Origin of the sequence: Blautia liquoris, from assembly GCF_015159595.1 — a bacterium.
In the GTDB taxonomy this organism is placed as follows: Bacteria; Bacillota; Clostridia; order Lachnospirales; family Lachnospiraceae; genus Novisyntrophococcus; species Novisyntrophococcus liquoris.
The window spans coordinates 3,378,857-3,394,347 of record NZ_CP063304.1 but is presented as its reverse complement, the minus strand read 5'-3'; the positions used below and the strand labels follow the sequence as shown (position 1 = coordinate 3,394,347).

Here is a 15,491-nt window from a genome sequence, read left to right as displayed (position 1 = left end):
AGAATAAAAGGCATCGGATTAATCCTGATGCCTTTTATCCTCCGCAATGTCCTGCCATCTTCCCAGAGAGTCTACCATATAATGAGATACGTTCATATGGTAGACTTTGTTCAATAGATCCGAACCGAAGATGTGCCGGCATGATCCGTCAGCTTCAATTTTTCCGTGGTCCATAAGCAGGACTCGATCGGTCAGCATCATCGCAAGATTCATATCATGCAGGACACCTATGACTGATTTTCCTTTTCGTTTTGACCATTTCTTCAAAAACTGAATCAGTTCAACCTGATAGCTTAGGTCCAGATGGTTTGTAGGCTCATCCAGCAGGATGATATCGGGATCTTGTGCTATGACTTTGGCGAGAAGCACGCGCTGAAGTTGTCCGCCAGAGAGGGTATTTACCTCGCGGTCATAGATTTGCTCTATGCCGGTCGCCTCCATGGCTTTTTGAACCATAGATTTATCCCTTGCGCTGACTTTTCTGAAAACACCATCTTTTTCATGGATATAACGTCCCATCATAACTGTATCATATACGGTATAATTGAAGTAAACTTGAGTGGACTGTGAAAGCATGGATATCTTGCCTGCAAGAGCTTTTTTCTTGTAGTCTTTCACATTCTTACCATCCAGAAGAATATCTCCTGAGAATGAGAGTGTTCCTGCAAGAGCTCGCAAAAGGGTTGTCTTCCCGCATCCGTTTGGACCGATAATGCTTAAGTTTTCATTATCCTTCAGAGAAAAGGACACACCGTGAAGGATTTCCACATCACCATATCCGGCTGTGATATTTTCTGCATCAATCATTTTACTTTACGCTCCCTTTTATTCAAGAAAAGATAGATAAAAAATGGTGCACCGACAGCTGAAGTGATTGCGCCGACGGGTATCTCCAAAGGTGCGACAACCGTACGTGCTAAAAGATCACAAGTTACCATAAACAGTCCCCCCAGTAATGCGGAAGCAGGGATGACATATTTATGAGAAGCGCCAAATATTCTTCGGGCCACATGTGGTGTGAAGAGATCAACAAAGCCTATGACACCCGCAACGGAGACAATTGCGCCTGTGAGAATAGCTCCCAGAGACAGCAGAAGCCATTTCATCTTCTGCACGTCAACACCAGATGTCTGAGCCTGCTCATCTCCTAAGGTCATGATATCCATCTGTCTGGAACAGTTCATAGCAATAAGAGTACCTGTCAGTACAAAAGGCAGAATCATCCAGAAATCACGTGGCGTTCTCATGGAGAAGCTCCCCATCTGCCAGAAGACCAGACGCTGCATGTTTTCTTGTGAAACGGACATCAGAATTGTGATCATGGCATTGGCAAACATGGAAAAAGCCATTCCAGTCAGGATAATAGAGTTATTGTGTAGTCCCCTGTCAACCTTTACTGCGACAGCGAGAGAAAGGAAGACGGTGATGATACCTGCTGTCAGCCCGAATACAGGCAGTGTCAGAAACCCAAGAAATGAGAGGTTTAAGACAATCACAAAACTTGCTCCAAGCGCAGCCCCGGAAGAAACTCCCAAGGTAAATGAAGACGCCAGGGGGTTTTGCAGCACAGACTGCATCATGACACCACTTACAGCAAGCCCTCCACCAGAGACAAATGCAAGTAATGCACGTGGGATCCGAGTTTTCAGCAAGATGGAGATTATGGTGTCTTCCACAGGAGCCTGGAACTTTATATGGAATAACTGACCGACAATTACTTTTAAGGTGTCCTGTGGAGCTATAGAAACGCTTCCGATTCCTACAGCAGCAATTAAGGATAAGATGCATAAAAGAATCAGGATGATAAATTTTTTAATATTCTTCATGGTTATTTAAAAGAATCAGGATAAAGTACTTTTGCCATCTGTTCTATGGCAGTTACAACATGTGCGTTTGGCTGTGAGCTTGCATTAGGATCTATGAGAAATACCTGTTTGTTTTTCACCGCATTAATAGCGTCCCAGCCATTGCGATTGAAAATGTCCGACACAGGATCATCCATATAATCGATATTGGTAAAAATGATATCCGGATTTTTATCCAGTACAGATTCCTCAGAGACAGAAACCCAGCCGTCCTGATCTGAAAAGATATTTTTGGCTCCCAGCATTTCTATGATTTCATTCAGATAAGTTCCGTTTCCTATACTCACCAGGTTTGGGGATTCACCGATTTCAAAATAAACTGTTTTAGCCGGTGCATCTTTATCTACTTTATTTTGAAGGTCATTAATTTTTGATTCCATATCTGCTACAAGTTTTTTTGCGCTTTTTTCCGTTTTTGTAACTTGTCCAATAAAAAGAATATCTTTTTTTATATCATCCAGACTGGAAGCGGAAGGGATTGATGTCATCAAAAGACCTAAATCTGTAATGGGCTTAAAGGGATCTTCGCCGCCTGATTTACTCATTCCGGTAGTAAAAATGATATCTGGTTTTAAAGATGAGATACTTTCCACATCTGGGGCCATAATATCGTAAGCCGGCAGGCTCTGATCTACCCCGTCAATGGGAAGAGAGTACTTGTCGACAGCGACAAGCTTGTCCGCTAAACCCAAATCGACGATTGTCTGTGTGATTGCAGGTGCCATCGAGATGATTTTGTCGGAATGTTCTGGTAATACAAAGTCATTTCCCTCACGGTCTTTGATAGTCTTTTCTTCTTTTGCAGTGGAAGCAGACTGACTGGTCTGTGAAGTTGAAGAGCTACGATTGGATCTTGATGCAGCCTCGTTGCCTGCGCAGGCAGAAGTTGTTAATACCATGACTGAAGATAAAAAGACAAGCAGGTATTTTCTGAATTTGTTTTTCATTTGTTGTTTCCTCCTGTTAATGATAAAATCGGTGGTATAAAGCAATATAAAAAACTCCAGCAAAAGCCGGAGTTTCAATATTCAATCAAATTACAAGATAACAATTATGGTGTATGCTGTTGAATTATCATAAACTCCATGACCTGTGAAATTTAATGAAAACAGGCTATTGGCAGGTCTTTCGACTTAGATATCAACACATATACTCGCCTTCCCAAGAGATATAATCCCCCAGTGGCCGTTAAAATCTGAGATATGCTCCATCCATACGGCAGCAGGACTGTTCAGGATTCTCACCCGATTCCCCAAATCCAATAACTATAACTTGTATTACACCATATTTTTATCCGAATGTCAATCATAGCTGAGCGGTTTTAGGCATTATTTTTTATACAAGATCCTTATGGAGTTCAGAACACAGAGGATCGTCACGCCGGTATCCGCAAAGACTGCCATCCACATATTTGCGAATCCAAAAAGTCCGAGGGCCATAACCAGAATTTTCACAGCCAGGGCAAACACCACATTCTGTTTGGAGATGCGGTTGGAAACCCGGGCAATATGAAGAGATTCAGGAATTGCTTCCATGCTTGAGGTCATGAATACGACATCTGCAGCTTCAATCGCAGCATCTGCACCGCTGCCCATAGCAGCACCGACATCGGCGCCTGCGAGAACGGGTGCATCGTTGATCCCGTCTCCGATAAACATAACGGCACCGTTTTCATCGCGAATCTGGGCGAGCTTTGTAACTTTATCCTGGGGAAGCAGCCTTGCATATACTTGTTCAATACCTGTTTCCCCCGCAACGGCATTGGCACTGTCTGTCTCATCTCCGGTGAGCATAGCAGTTTTAATTCCGAGATTTTGCAGTGCGGAAACCGCGGATCTGGCGTCGTCCTTGATAGTATCTGAGATCATAAGTCTTCCAATATATATGCCGTCCAGGGCGACAAATACCTCAGTTCCATAGGATGGGGCGTTGAACGGAGTTTTAATATGAAACTGATCCATAAGCTTCTTATTTCCGCAGATAACTTTTCCCTGTGCAAGAACAGCAAGGACCCCGTGTCCGGCGAGTTCCTCCACAGATTTTGGTTCTGTAATCTCAAGACCTTTTTCTTTTGCTGCAGATACGATACTATGAGCAATTGGATGCGTGGATGTTGATTCCGCAGATGCACATAAAGTGAGAAGTTCTTCCGAGGTAATACCCTTTTCAGGCACTGTCTGCTGGAGGATGAAATTTCCCTTGGTAATCGTTCCTGTCTTATCCATCACAACGGTTTTTATATTATTCATCGCCTCGAGGGACACTCCCCCTTTGAATAAGATGCCTTTTTTGGAGCCGGCACCGATCCCTGAGAAAAATGCCAGTGGCACACTTAATACCAGAGCACAGGGACAGCTGATTACCAGAAATGTGAGTGCTGTATAAACCCAGTGGGACCAATTCCCGGTGATGAGGGAAGGAATAATTGCGGTTCCGGCAGCGAGTAAAACGACAATTGGCGTGTAATATCTTGCAAAACGTGAGATAAATCTTTCGATTTGCGGTTTGTTGGCAGCAGCGTTTTCAACAGAATCCAGAATTTTGGTCACCATGGATTCTTCGAGAACTTTATCTACACGGATCTTTAAGAGACCGGAGCTGTTGATACATCCGGATAAAACAGAGTCACCACAGGCAACGGTGACCGGAACCGGCTCTCCGGTCACCGGAGAGGTGTCAAGGCGGCTTTCGCCCTCTATGATCGTTCCGTCAAGCGGAATTCGGTCACCGGGTTTGATCTGAATGATGTCGCCTGCAGCGGCTTCCTCGGCTGGGATGGTATGAAGGCCATCTGCAGCTATTCTGGTCACAACATCAGGGCGCATATCCACGGCATCCATAATCTGTGAACGACTTCGCTCCACAGCAATGTCTTCAAAAAGTTCGCCGATACGATAGAACAGCATGACGCCAACGCCCTCGGCATATTCTTGAATTGCAAATGCGCCTAAGGTGGCGATACTCATCAGAAAATTCTCATCGAATACCTGGCCGTGCGTCAGATTCCTGATGGCAGTCATTACAATCTCTTTGCCCAGAACTATGTAGGAGAGGACAAAGAACACGACAGAGGCAACTGAAAAATCAAAATGTTTTAAGACAACGGCGCTGATGAGCAGAACTGTACCACAAGCGATATTCATAAGCTCCTTCTTATTTTCATCGGTCAGGCGGTTTGACTTCGATGATCTTCTGACTGCCTGAGCTTGTTCGGGTATATTCGAATGCTCATGCTCCCCATTGCAGCAGGAATCGTGATATTCGTGTCCGTTGCAGGAGCATCCCTCATGCGCGTGATTCTCACAGGAACATTCTTCCGGATGATCATGATGAGGTTCATGTAACGAAATATTATAGGAAGAAACACGATCTTTTGGCCTGATGACAACACCTGGTTCAACGGCTGAGGCGATTTCTGTCATTTTTTCCAGAAGCAAGTCAGGGTCTTCTGCGGCTACTCGAAGCTGCTTTGTAGCATAAGTGAGAGTTGCCTCCTCCACTTCGGGCAGAGCAGAAATTTTACGTTCAATATTTGCCGCACAGTTGGCACAGTCTATATTTTCTATGATGTATGTTTTTTTAGTCATGTGATGCATGCCTCCATTTTTATAAAATAATTTCCATGTCAAGCAATGTCATATGAATGATTGTTCATATATTCATATTATATGCAAAATGATCACAAACGTCAAGCCTAAAATGGATAAAAGTGTTGACAAATTAGTTAGCATGTGCTAACCTTGAATTAGTTAGAGAAGAGTAACTGAAAGGAGTGATGATGATGCCTTTAACAATGGCTGCGGAAGGAATACCAGCTAAGATTGTCAAAGTTGGCGGCAGAGGTGAAGTAAAGAGACATCTGGAAAATTTAGGTTTCGTGACCGGCGGCGAGGTGACAATTGTTTCTATTTTAAATGGAAATGTAATTGTGAACGTCAAAGACTCCAGAATAGCAATCAGCCGCGAACTGGCTAATAAGATTATGGTTTGACTCGTCTCTTATCGTATGGAAATCTAAGGGAAGTTATAGGGAAGGAAGTAGTACAAAGATGCAGACACTAAAAGAAGTAAAAGTGGGTCAAAATGTTACCGTAGTGAAACTTCATGGCGCAGGCGCAATCAAGCGCAGAATTATGGATATGGGGATCACGAAGGGGACAGATGTGTTTGTCCGAAAGGTAGCACCACTGGGAGATCCGGTTGAAGTTACAGTCAGAGGATATGAGCTGTCTTTACGTAAAACAGATGCAGAAATGATTGAAGTCCAGTAATTTTTTACCATATGGTTAGCTCAATCTAACCTTTCTGAGTAAAGATAGATTCATAGAGGAGGAATGAAAAAAATGTCAGTAAAGATTGCGTTGGCCGGAAATCCAAACTCCGGAAAGACAACACTGTTTAACGCACTAACCGGATCCAATCAGTTTGTTGGAAACTGGCCGGGGGTTACCGTTGAGAAAAAAGAAGGAAAACTAAAGGGACATAAGGATGTCACGATCATGGACCTTCCCGGTATCTATTCGCTTTCGCCGTATACACTGGAGGAAGTTGTAGCCCGTAATTATTTAATTACGGATCGCCCGGATGCCATCTTGAATATCATAGATGGAACAAACCTGGAGAGAAATCTATATCTCACAACACAACTTATGGAACTTGGAATTCCTGTTGTTCTGGCCATCAACATGATGGATGTGGTGAAGAAAAGCGGAGATGTAATCAACACAGCAGAGCTGTCGAAACAGATGGGCTGCAAAGTGGTTGAGATTTCTGCCCTAAAAGGAACGGGGATCAAGGAAGCTACAGATAAGGTTGTTGAACAAGCCAGGATCAGAAATAATCATATTCCGCTTCACAGATTTCAGGATGTTGTGGAAGATGCATTGAATAAAATAGAGGTTCAGCTGGATGCAAGCATCCCGTCAGAACAGAGACGCTTCTTTTCCATAAAGCTTTTTGAACGTGATGAAAAGATCAAAGGTAGTATGAAACATGCTCCGGATGTGGAAAAAATCATCACAGAAATAGAAGATAAGCTCGATGATGATTCTGAAAGCATTATCACGAATGAGCGATATGAGTATATTGGAAAGGTCATCGGGAAAGCATATAAAAAGATAAACAAAAATAAATTGACAACATCGGATAAGATCGATCGCGTGGTGACAAACCGCTGGCTTGGACTTCCGATTTTCTTCGTGGTCATGGCACTTGTCTACTATATATCGGTTACAACTGTCGGAGGATGGGCTACCGACTGGGTAAATGAACAGGTTTTCGGTGACGGATGGAATTTCCTTGGAATTGCTTCTCTCCATGTGCCGAGCATACCGGATCTTGTAACGGCAGGGCTTGAAGCGGTTAACTGTGCAGCGTGGCTGCAGAGCCTGATCGTTAATGGTATTATAGCAGGTGTAGGAGCGGTTTTGGGATTTGTTCCTCAGATGTTAGTATTGTTTATCTTCCTTGGATTTTTAGAGGGATGCGGTTATATGGCAAGGGTTGCATTTATCATGGACCGTATCTTCCGTAAATTTGGATTATCGGGAAAATCATTCATTCCGATGCTGATTGGAACCGGATGTGGAGTTCCCGGAATCATGGCATCAAGAACCATTGAGAATGACCGTGACCGCAAGATGACAATCATGACGACAACATTTATTCCGTGTAGTGCAAAGCTTCCGATTATCGCCTTGATTGCAGGAGCCTTGTTCGACGGTGCATGGTGGGTGGCGCCGAGTGCGTATATCGTTGGTGTGCTTGCCATCATTTGCTCGGGAATAATTCTGAAAAAGACGAAGATGTTCGCCGGCGACCCGGCACCATTCGTCATGGAGCTGCCGGCATACCATATGCCTACTGTAGTTAATATCTTAAGGAGTATGTGGGAGCGTGCATGGTCCTTTATCAAGAAGGCAGGTACAGTAATCTTGCTTTCACAGATCTTCATCTGGTTTACACAGGGATTCGGATTCGAGAATGGATCCTTTGGTATGGTAGAGGATATGGAAAACTCGATCCTTGCGGCAATTGGACGCGGCATCGCATGGATCTTTATTCCTCTTGGATGGGGCAACTGGAAAGCGACAGTTGCGGCAGTCAGCGGACTCGTGGCAAAAGAAAACGTAGTGGGTACCTTTGGTGTCCTATATGGATTTGCAGAAGTTGCTGAGAACGGGAATGAGATATGGGGAACTCTGGCTGCAAGCTTTACCACGGCAGCAGCATATTCTTTCCTGGTATTCAATCTTCTTTGCGCACCTTGCTTTGCAGCAATGGGGGCAATTAAGAGAGAGATGAATAATGGCAAATGGTTCTGGTTTGCAATTGGCTATCAGACAACACTCGCCTATGGTGCTTCTCTGGTATTCTATCAGATTGGCCATCTCTTTGAAGGCGGAAGCTTTGGAATAGGTACCGTGGCGGCAATCCTTGTAATAGCACTATTTATCTATCTTCTGGCTCGCCCAAACAGGGAATTGGGAAGTGAAAGGGGCAAAATAAAAGCCAAAAGAGCTGCTTAACAATAAGAAAGAGTGATTATATGGGAACATTTTTAGTATTAATCATAGTAATCGCAGTGGTTGGTTTGGTGATCTGGAAAATGATTAAAGACAAAAAAGCAGGCAAATCAACATCCTGTTCCTATTGTTCAGGAAACTGCTTTGGATGTGATCCGGCGACAAAGACAAATTTTCATGATAAATAAAAAGTAAATAATGCGCAATTAAGATTCTTAAGAACAAGGTCGGCAGAAGCAAAAACTGTTCAGAAGCGGATGCTGACTTTGTTTTTAATAAAGGGTTAGTCGTGACTAACAAAAAAGGAGGTATTGATATGAGTGTAGTTATTGTAGGTGGACATGATCGTATGGTACAGAGGTATAAAGAAATCTGCAAGAAAAATAAATGTAAGGCAAAGGTGTTCACACAGATGAGCGCCGGTATGAATAAACAGATCGGGAGTCCGGACCTTCTTGTCCTTTTTACGAACACTGTTTCCCATAAGATGGTAAAGACAGCGGTGGATGGGGCAAAGAAGAGTCATACTGAAATTGTTCGCTGCCATACAAGCAGTGCGACTGCATTAGAAGAAATCTTAAGACCTTATGCCGCAATGTAAACAGGTGCTTGAAATGTTTTCCTATTTAAAATCTTCAAGTGGATAGATCTGCCCCAAAAGAGAGATAATCTTATCGGGCAGATCTTTTTATGGTTTTTGGTTGGCATTGCAAATTGACACACTTTCGACTATAATAAGAAAAACATGAGAGAAAACCCGAAGATAGACGGGTACAATAAACGGAAAACATGGAGGCTTTTATCATGAGAGCACAGAATTTAACTTTATTGACGGATTTGTATGAACTTACAATGATGCAGGGTTATTTTAAAAATCCTACGGATCAGGTTGTCGTTTTTGATGCATTTTACAGAAAGAATCCAAGCGGCGGGGCATATGCGATTATGGCCGGTCTGGATCAGGTGATTGAATATATACGTGATCTTCATTTTTCACCGGATGATGTCGACTACTTAAGAAGCCTTCATATGTTTGATGAAGATTTTCTGGAATATTTAAGAGGATTTCATTTCACCGGAGATATCTATGCGATTCCGGAAGGAACCGTGATCTTTCCGAGAGAGCCGCTTGTTAAAGTGATTGCTCCGGTTATGGAGGCACAGTTGGTTGAGACTGCGTTACTTAATATCATTAATCATCAGTGTCTGATTGCGACAAAAGCTTCCAGGGTCTGCTACGCGGCACAGGGAGATGGTGTCATGGAATTTGGACTTAGAAGGGCTCAAGGTCCGGATGCGGGCATCTATGGTGCCAGAGCAGCCATGATTGGCGGCTGCATTGGAACGTCTAATGTTTTGACAGGCAAGATGTTTGATGTCCCGGTGAAGGGAACACATGCCCACAGCTGGATCATGAGTTTTCCGGATGAATATACAGCTTTCAAGACATATGCAAACCTCTATCCGGATGCGTGTATCCTTCTGGTAGATACCTATGATGTATTGGAGTCCGGTATTCCGAACGCGCTTCGGGTGTTCAGGGAAATGAGAGACTGCGGTCTTTCGATGAAAGGATACGGCATTCGTATTGACAGTGGAGATCTGGCCTATCTTTCCAAAAAAGCTTATGATATGCTTGCGGCAGAGGGGTTTGAGGATGCGATCATCTCAGCTTCTAGTGATCTGGATGAGTATCTGATTAATAGTATGAAGATGCAGGGAGCTAAAGTTAATTCATGGGGAGTTGGCACAAAACTGATCACTTCTAATGACTGCCCGGCATTCGGCGGGGTCTATAAATTAGCAGCGATCAAGCGCTCCGGGAGTGAGAAATTTGAACCGAAGATCAAGCTGTCTGAAAACACAGAGAAAGTTACAAATCCTGGAAATAAAACAATTTACCGCGTATATGATAAGGAAAGCGGCAAGATACGCGCGGATCTGATCTGCCTGGCGGAGGAGACATTTGATGATCAGGAGGATATGATTTTGTTTGATCCTCATGAGACGTGGAAGAAAACTAAAGTAAAGGGAGGAAGTTATACATTGAGGGAACTGCTTGTTCCCATATTCAAGAAGGGCATCTGCGTGTATACTTCTCCCTCTGTGATGGAAATTCGTGATATCTGTACGCATGAGAAGAATACTCTCTGGGATGAATCACGCCGTCTTGTTAATCCTCAGACCGTATATGTAGATTTGTCGGATAAACTTTACAAGATGAAGTCTGATCTTCTGGAAGAGATGAGCAATAAAGCACTGGAAGAGTAAAATTAGATGCATAGCAGTCCTCTGTCTTTCATATACTGTTTCTTAGGATAAATTGAAAGAGAGGGCTTTTATGCAAAACTATACATATCTCGTGAATCGGGAACATATACTGAAGGCGGAAGATATCCCGGAAGACTTAGTTGTATGTGAATTCCCCTTCTGCGCAGAAGAATCAGAGGAAAAGAGGAAGCTTCGCAAGGCGGCGGCAGACGCGGCGGGAAGACTTTTAGAATATGGAAAATCATTCGGATATACATTATATGGAGTTTCGGGATATCGCTCTTATGAGCGGCAAAAAGAGATTTACCATCAAAGATTACAGGAAACACCCGCCGAAGTGGTAAATCAATATGTGGCGAAACCAGGGACAAGTGAACATCAGACAGGCTTGGCATTAGATGTCTCTTCGCCAGAAGTGGATTATGAACTTGAAGAAATATTCGCAGAGACGCCCGAAGGTAAATGGCTGGCAGTCTATGCTCCGATGTTCGGTTTCATCCTTCGATATCCAAAAGGAAAAGAAAATATCACAGGGTACGCATACGAACCATGGCATATCCGATATGTAGGAAAATCACTTTCCCTATACCTGTCACTGACAGGAATGACCTTAGAAGAATATCATCAGATCTAGCCGGGAACAAGAAGTTCCCGGCTATTTACTTCCATGCATATTTCATCCATAAATTACAAATAATATGTAAAATGATACCAGGGTCAAAAGTTCATGCGTTTCATGCTTGCATGAAAAAGCATGAATTTGAGACCCGAACAAACATGAGAACGAAGCCCGTCAGGGCGGAGTTTGAATGTTTGTAGGATTGTGGGAGCACAAAGTGCGGAACAATCCGTGGTATCATGCAAGGTGCGGGATGCCACAAGGAAATTCGTGCTCTTTTACATGCTTGCATGAAAAAGGCATATCCCTGTGACCCGCCCGAAGCGGAGCGAGGATTGTGGGAGCACAAAGTGCGGAACAATCCGTGGTATCATGCAAGGTGCGGGACACCACAAGGAAATTCGTGCTCTTTTACATGCTTGCATGAAAAAGGCATATCCCCCTCTCGCCCCGACCAAACAAGAGAATAAAGCCCTGTCAGGGAAAGATTCGAACTAACAAGAGTTAAAGGAGCCGGAATACATGAAAGCTACAGGTGTTGTCAGAAGAATAGATGATCTGGGACGAATTGTTGTCCCGAAAGAAATAAGAAGAACGATGAGAATTCGAGAAGGCGAGCCGATGGAGATATTCACCGGACGCGAAGGCGAAATTGTGTTAAAGAAATATTCTCCTATGGGTGAGATGTCAAGGTTTGCAAAGGAATACGCACAGGTTTTATCACAGACAACAGGCTACCTGGTGTGCGTTACAGACCATGATCAGATTATCACTGCCAGTGGGTCAGGCCAGAAAGGTTTTGAAGGCAAGAATATCAGCAGCGATCTGGAAACTGCAATTGCAGAGAGAACCACGATTTTTGCAGGGCGAAAGGAAAATTCTTTTATTAAAATAACGGAAGACGATGACAAAGACAGTACCTGGCAGATCGTGGTGCCGATTATTTCTTCCGGAGATGCCATCGGAGCGGTTGTGATGTTGGATCGGGGAAAGAGTTCTAAATCTAAGATGGATGAAAATGATAAAACATTGGTCCAAGTAGCCGCAGGATTTTTGGGCAGGCAGATCGAACAGTAATATCAAAAAAAACAACTTTAAACTGCCCCGAAAACTGAGTTTCTATTTGCAGTTTTCGGGGAAAACTGCTATGATATTTGTATAATTGTGGGAGCATGAACTAACCCCCGGGAGGTCTGTCATGACAGAATTTTTAGTACATAGATTTGTTTCGCATTATGAAGACACAGATGACACTCAGGTACGCACAAGGTATGGCATTCTGGCAAGCATGGTGGGAATTGTCTGCAACGTTCTTTTATTTGCAGTCAAGTTTATCATAGGATTACTGCTGAATTCACTATCAGTAATGGCAGATGCATTCAATAACCTGTCGGATGCGGCATCCTCTGTCATAAGTTTTATTGGAGTCAAGATGGCCGGAAAACCAGCAGATGAGGAACATCCTTTCGGACATGGAAGAATTGAATATATTGCGGCACTTATTGTATCCTTTTTGGTTATGGAAGTTGGTGTGTCATTTCTGAAAAGCTCGGTCAGAAAATTGTTCCACCCGGAGGAGCTGATTTTCTCATGGATTCCCTTTCTGGTCCTGGTACTATCGGTTGGAGTTAAACTATGGCTGGGGGCGTTTAACCGAAAACTTGGGAAACGAATTGATTCCACGATTATGCTTGCTGCGGCAGCTGATTCGATGGGAGATGTGATTACAACATTGGTGACGATTGTTTCCATTGTTGTCAGCTACTTTACACGATTTCATGTGGACGCAGTGGCTGGGATTATCGTCTCCGGGATTGTCATCTATGCCGGCTTTTCTATTGTGAAAGATACCCTGGAGCCGCTTATCGGACAAGGTATTCCAAAAGATCTGTATAGAAAGATTTCAGAATCTGTTGAGGGTTATGAAGGTATTGTAGGAACACACGATCTAATTGTTCATAACTATGGACCAAATCAGAGTATGGCATCGATTCATGCGGAAGTTCCGAATAATGTGGACATTGAAATCTCTCATGAGATCATAGACAGAGCGGAACGGGAAGTGGGAGAAAAACTTAACCTTGTTTTGGTTATCCATATGGATCCGGTGGAAACTCAGGATAAGAAGGTACTTGAGGTAAAAGAAAAACTTGGACGTATCGTAGAAGCGCTGGATCCCAAATTAAGTTTTCACGATTTCCGTATGGTGAGCGGAGAAAGACAGATCAATCTTATCTTTGATCTTGTAGTTCCCAGAGATTATTCGAAAGAAGAGACAGACAGAATTCAGCATCAGGTTGAGGCTCTGATGCATGAGTTGGATTCCAGATATGAATGTGTGATTACAATGGATAAGAGCTATATCGTCGAGGACTAGCTGAAAGTTTTCTTAAAAAAGAAATAATTTAAAAAAAGGGCTTGCAATTTTCGAAGTTATCCATTATAATACAATTTGTTGTTACAAATTGGGCTATCGCCAAATGGTAAGGCAACGGACTCTGACTCCGTCATTTCAAGGTTCGAATCCTTGTAGCCCAGCTTTCAAGTCTCAGGTTCTTACCTGGGGCTTTTCTTGTTTACAGAGCTTTCACGGTCCAGTTTGAATTTTCCAGATGAGGAGACAAAAGAATGAGATATTCATTTACAAGCAGAATTCGTTATAGTGAAATTGGTGAGAACAAAAAACTGACACTTCCGGCACTTGTCAATTATTTCCAAGACTGCAGCAATTTCCAGTCCGAGGAGGCCGGTATCGGAATCGACTGGCTGACCAGACATAAAAAATTATGGGTGTTGGCTGCATGGCAGATTCATATTAACCGTTACCCTGATATGGGTGAAGACACAGTGATCAGCACATGGGCCTATGGGTTTAAGGCATTTCGAGGTCTTAGAAATTTCACAATGGAATCAAAAGACGGCGAGCTTCTCGCATATGCGAATTCAGACTGGGCATATATCGACATCGAAACTGGACGGCCAGAACGTGTGACACAGGAAGTGGTCGATCAATATGGTCTGTCAGAGCCGATTCAGGCGGATTTTGGCTCAAGAAAGATTGTAGTACCGAAAGAAAATGGCAGAAGATTTGAGGCATTTCCGGTGATGGAATATCATCTGGATACCAACCATCATATGAATAATGGGCAGTATATTCAACTGGCCGAAGGTTATCTGCCGACAGGATTTGAAGTGAAAAAGATGAGGGCGGAATACAAACAACAGGCATTTCCGGGAGATGTGATGAAGCCAGAACTTTACGATATCCCGGACGGCTATGTGATTGTTTTTAATAACAAAGATGACAAGCCATACTTTGTGGCAGAGTTAAAGAAATAGGAGGTTATATGTTAAATATAGGCTGTAAGCAGGTATTGAAGGTAGTAAAGTCGGTAGATTTTGGTATCTATTTGGGTGAGAATGAGGACGCTTGCGCGAAGGAACGTATTTTGCTTCCGAAAAAACAGGTGCCCGAAGGTATCTCAACAGGAGATGAACTGGAAGTATTTTTATACAGGGATTCTTCGGATCGTATGATTGCGACAACAAATGAACCGAAGCTGATGCTCGGCGAGGTAAAAGAGCTGAAGATAGTTTCTGTCGGAAAGATCGGAGCGTTTCTGGACTGGGGCCTTGAAAAGGATCTATTCCTTCCTTTTAAAGAGCAGACCAGAAGAGTGAAAGAGAATGATCCCTGTCTTGTTGCTTTATATGTGGACAAGAGCGGGCGTCTCTGTGCAACGATGAAATTATATGACTATCTGAAGACATCCTCTCCTTATGTGATTGGGGATCATGTGAAAGGCACGATCTATGAAATCAGCGGGAACTTCGGGGTCTTTGTAGCTGTAGATGATCTGTACTCCGGACTGATTCCGAAGAAAGAGGCTCAGGCTGATTATAAAGTCGGACAGAAGCTAAATCTTCGTGTGACAGAAGTCAAAGAGGACGGGAAACTGGATCTCTCTGCCCGTGAGAAAGCATATCTTCAGATTGATATGGATGCAGAGAGTATTCTCGAGGCGATTGATGAATATGCAGGAGTTCTTCCCTTTGATGATAAGGCATCCCCTGAGCTGCTTCAGCGGGAGATGGGGCTTAGCAAAGCGGCATTTAAGCGGGCCGTGGGACATCTGATGAAAGAAAATAAAGTTGAGATTAAGGACGGGAAGATCTGGAAAAAGAGATAAAGATAATCCTGGATACTTGCAG

At 43.4% G+C, this 15,491-nt stretch carries 15 protein-coding genes, 1 tRNA gene and 1 riboswitch; of the genes, 12 read left to right on the top strand and 4 right to left on the bottom strand.

The genetic code is table 11. The features are described from left to right. Positions 1 to 18 precede the first annotated feature (18 nt). The 4 genes from INP51_RS15470 to INP51_RS15455 all read right to left on the bottom strand — a co-directional run bounded on the left by INP51_RS15470 (position 19) and on the right by INP51_RS15455 (position 5,452). Complete coding sequence (locus INP51_RS15470) at positions 19 to 807, bottom strand: ABC transporter ATP-binding protein (protein ID WP_193735636.1); 789 nt, start codon at positions 805 to 807, stop codon at positions 19 to 21. Then, the gene (locus INP51_RS15465; RefSeq protein WP_193735635.1) at positions 804 to 1,826 is read right to left on the bottom strand and encodes a FecCD family ABC transporter permease; all 1,023 of its coding nucleotides are present in this window, start codon (positions 1,824 to 1,826) and stop codon (positions 804 to 806) included. The genes INP51_RS15470 and INP51_RS15465 overlap by 4 nt, the downstream gene beginning before the upstream one ends. A gap of 2 nt (positions 1,827 to 1,828) precedes the next feature. Further along, positions 1,829 to 2,812 (bottom strand): ABC transporter substrate-binding protein, encoded by a 984-nt coding sequence (locus INP51_RS15460; RefSeq protein ID WP_193735634.1) that lies wholly within the window; start codon positions 2,810 to 2,812, stop codon positions 1,829 to 1,831. A gap of 154 nt (positions 2,813 to 2,966) precedes the next feature. Beyond that, a riboswitch (cobalamin riboswitch) is annotated at positions 2,967 to 3,167 on the bottom strand. A gap of 26 nt (positions 3,168 to 3,193) precedes the next feature. Beyond that, positions 3,194 to 5,452, bottom strand: coding sequence for a heavy metal translocating P-type ATPase (locus INP51_RS15455; RefSeq protein ID WP_230406829.1), 2,259 nt, complete (start codon positions 5,450 to 5,452; stop codon positions 3,194 to 3,196). A 194-nt stretch (positions 5,453 to 5,646) separates the two neighbouring features. On the opposite strand from INP51_RS15455, the gene INP51_RS15450 reads away from it, so the two are divergent. The 12 genes from INP51_RS15450 to INP51_RS15395 all read left to right on the top strand — a co-directional run bounded on the left by INP51_RS15450 (position 5,647) and on the right by INP51_RS15395 (position 15,469). Further along, on the top strand, positions 5,647 to 5,856 hold the full coding sequence (locus tag INP51_RS15450) for a FeoA family protein (RefSeq protein WP_193737407.1): 210 nt from the start codon (positions 5,647 to 5,649) through the stop codon (positions 5,854 to 5,856). 58 nt (positions 5,857 to 5,914) lie between these two features. Further along, positions 5,915 to 6,136, top strand: a complete 222-nt coding sequence (locus INP51_RS15445) for a FeoA family protein (protein WP_193735632.1) — start codon at positions 5,915 to 5,917, stop codon at positions 6,134 to 6,136. A 72-nt stretch (positions 6,137 to 6,208) separates the two neighbouring features. Then, a complete protein-coding gene (gene feoB / locus INP51_RS15440; RefSeq protein WP_193735631.1) occupies positions 6,209 to 8,392 on the top strand; it encodes a ferrous iron transport protein B in 2,184 nt (727 codons plus the stop codon). A gap of 20 nt (positions 8,393 to 8,412) precedes the next feature. Continuing rightward, entirely contained in the window at positions 8,413 to 8,577 is a 165-nt protein-coding gene (locus tag INP51_RS15435; RefSeq protein WP_193735630.1) for a FeoB-associated Cys-rich membrane protein, read from the top strand. Positions 8,578 to 8,705: 128 nt separating this feature from the next. Then, complete coding sequence (locus tag INP51_RS15430) at positions 8,706 to 8,990, top strand: DUF2325 domain-containing protein (protein ID WP_193735629.1); 285 nt, start codon at positions 8,706 to 8,708, stop codon at positions 8,988 to 8,990. A gap of 203 nt (positions 8,991 to 9,193) precedes the next feature. After that, positions 9,194 to 10,660, top strand: coding sequence for a nicotinate phosphoribosyltransferase (locus tag INP51_RS15425; RefSeq protein ID WP_193735628.1), 1,467 nt, complete (start codon positions 9,194 to 9,196; stop codon positions 10,658 to 10,660). Between the two features lie 70 nt (positions 10,661 to 10,730). After that, positions 10,731 to 11,294: a M15 family metallopeptidase gene (locus INP51_RS15420; RefSeq protein ID WP_193735627.1), complete on the top strand. Its 564-nt coding sequence runs from the start codon at positions 10,731 to 10,733 to the stop codon at positions 11,292 to 11,294. Between the two features lie 507 nt (positions 11,295 to 11,801). Next, on the top strand, positions 11,802 to 12,356 hold the full coding sequence (locus INP51_RS15415) for a stage V sporulation T C-terminal domain-containing protein (protein WP_193735626.1): 555 nt from the start codon (positions 11,802 to 11,804) through the stop codon (positions 12,354 to 12,356). A 121-nt stretch (positions 12,357 to 12,477) separates the two neighbouring features. Further along, a complete protein-coding gene (locus tag INP51_RS15410) occupies positions 12,478 to 13,656 on the top strand; it encodes a cation diffusion facilitator family transporter (RefSeq protein ID WP_193735625.1) in 1,179 nt (392 codons plus the stop codon). An 89-nt stretch (positions 13,657 to 13,745) separates the two neighbouring features. Then, positions 13,746 to 13,817: transfer RNA gene (locus INP51_RS15405), tRNA-Gln, on the top strand. Between the two features lie 90 nt (positions 13,818 to 13,907). Beyond that, complete coding sequence (locus INP51_RS15400) at positions 13,908 to 14,618, top strand: acyl-[acyl-carrier-protein] thioesterase (RefSeq protein ID WP_193735624.1); 711 nt, start codon at positions 13,908 to 13,910, stop codon at positions 14,616 to 14,618. Positions 14,619 to 14,626: 8 nt separating this feature from the next. Next, positions 14,627 to 15,469 (top strand): CvfB family protein, encoded by an 843-nt coding sequence (locus tag INP51_RS15395; RefSeq protein WP_193735623.1) that lies wholly within the window; start codon positions 14,627 to 14,629, stop codon positions 15,467 to 15,469. The last annotated feature ends 22 nt before the right edge of the window (positions 15,470 to 15,491 follow it).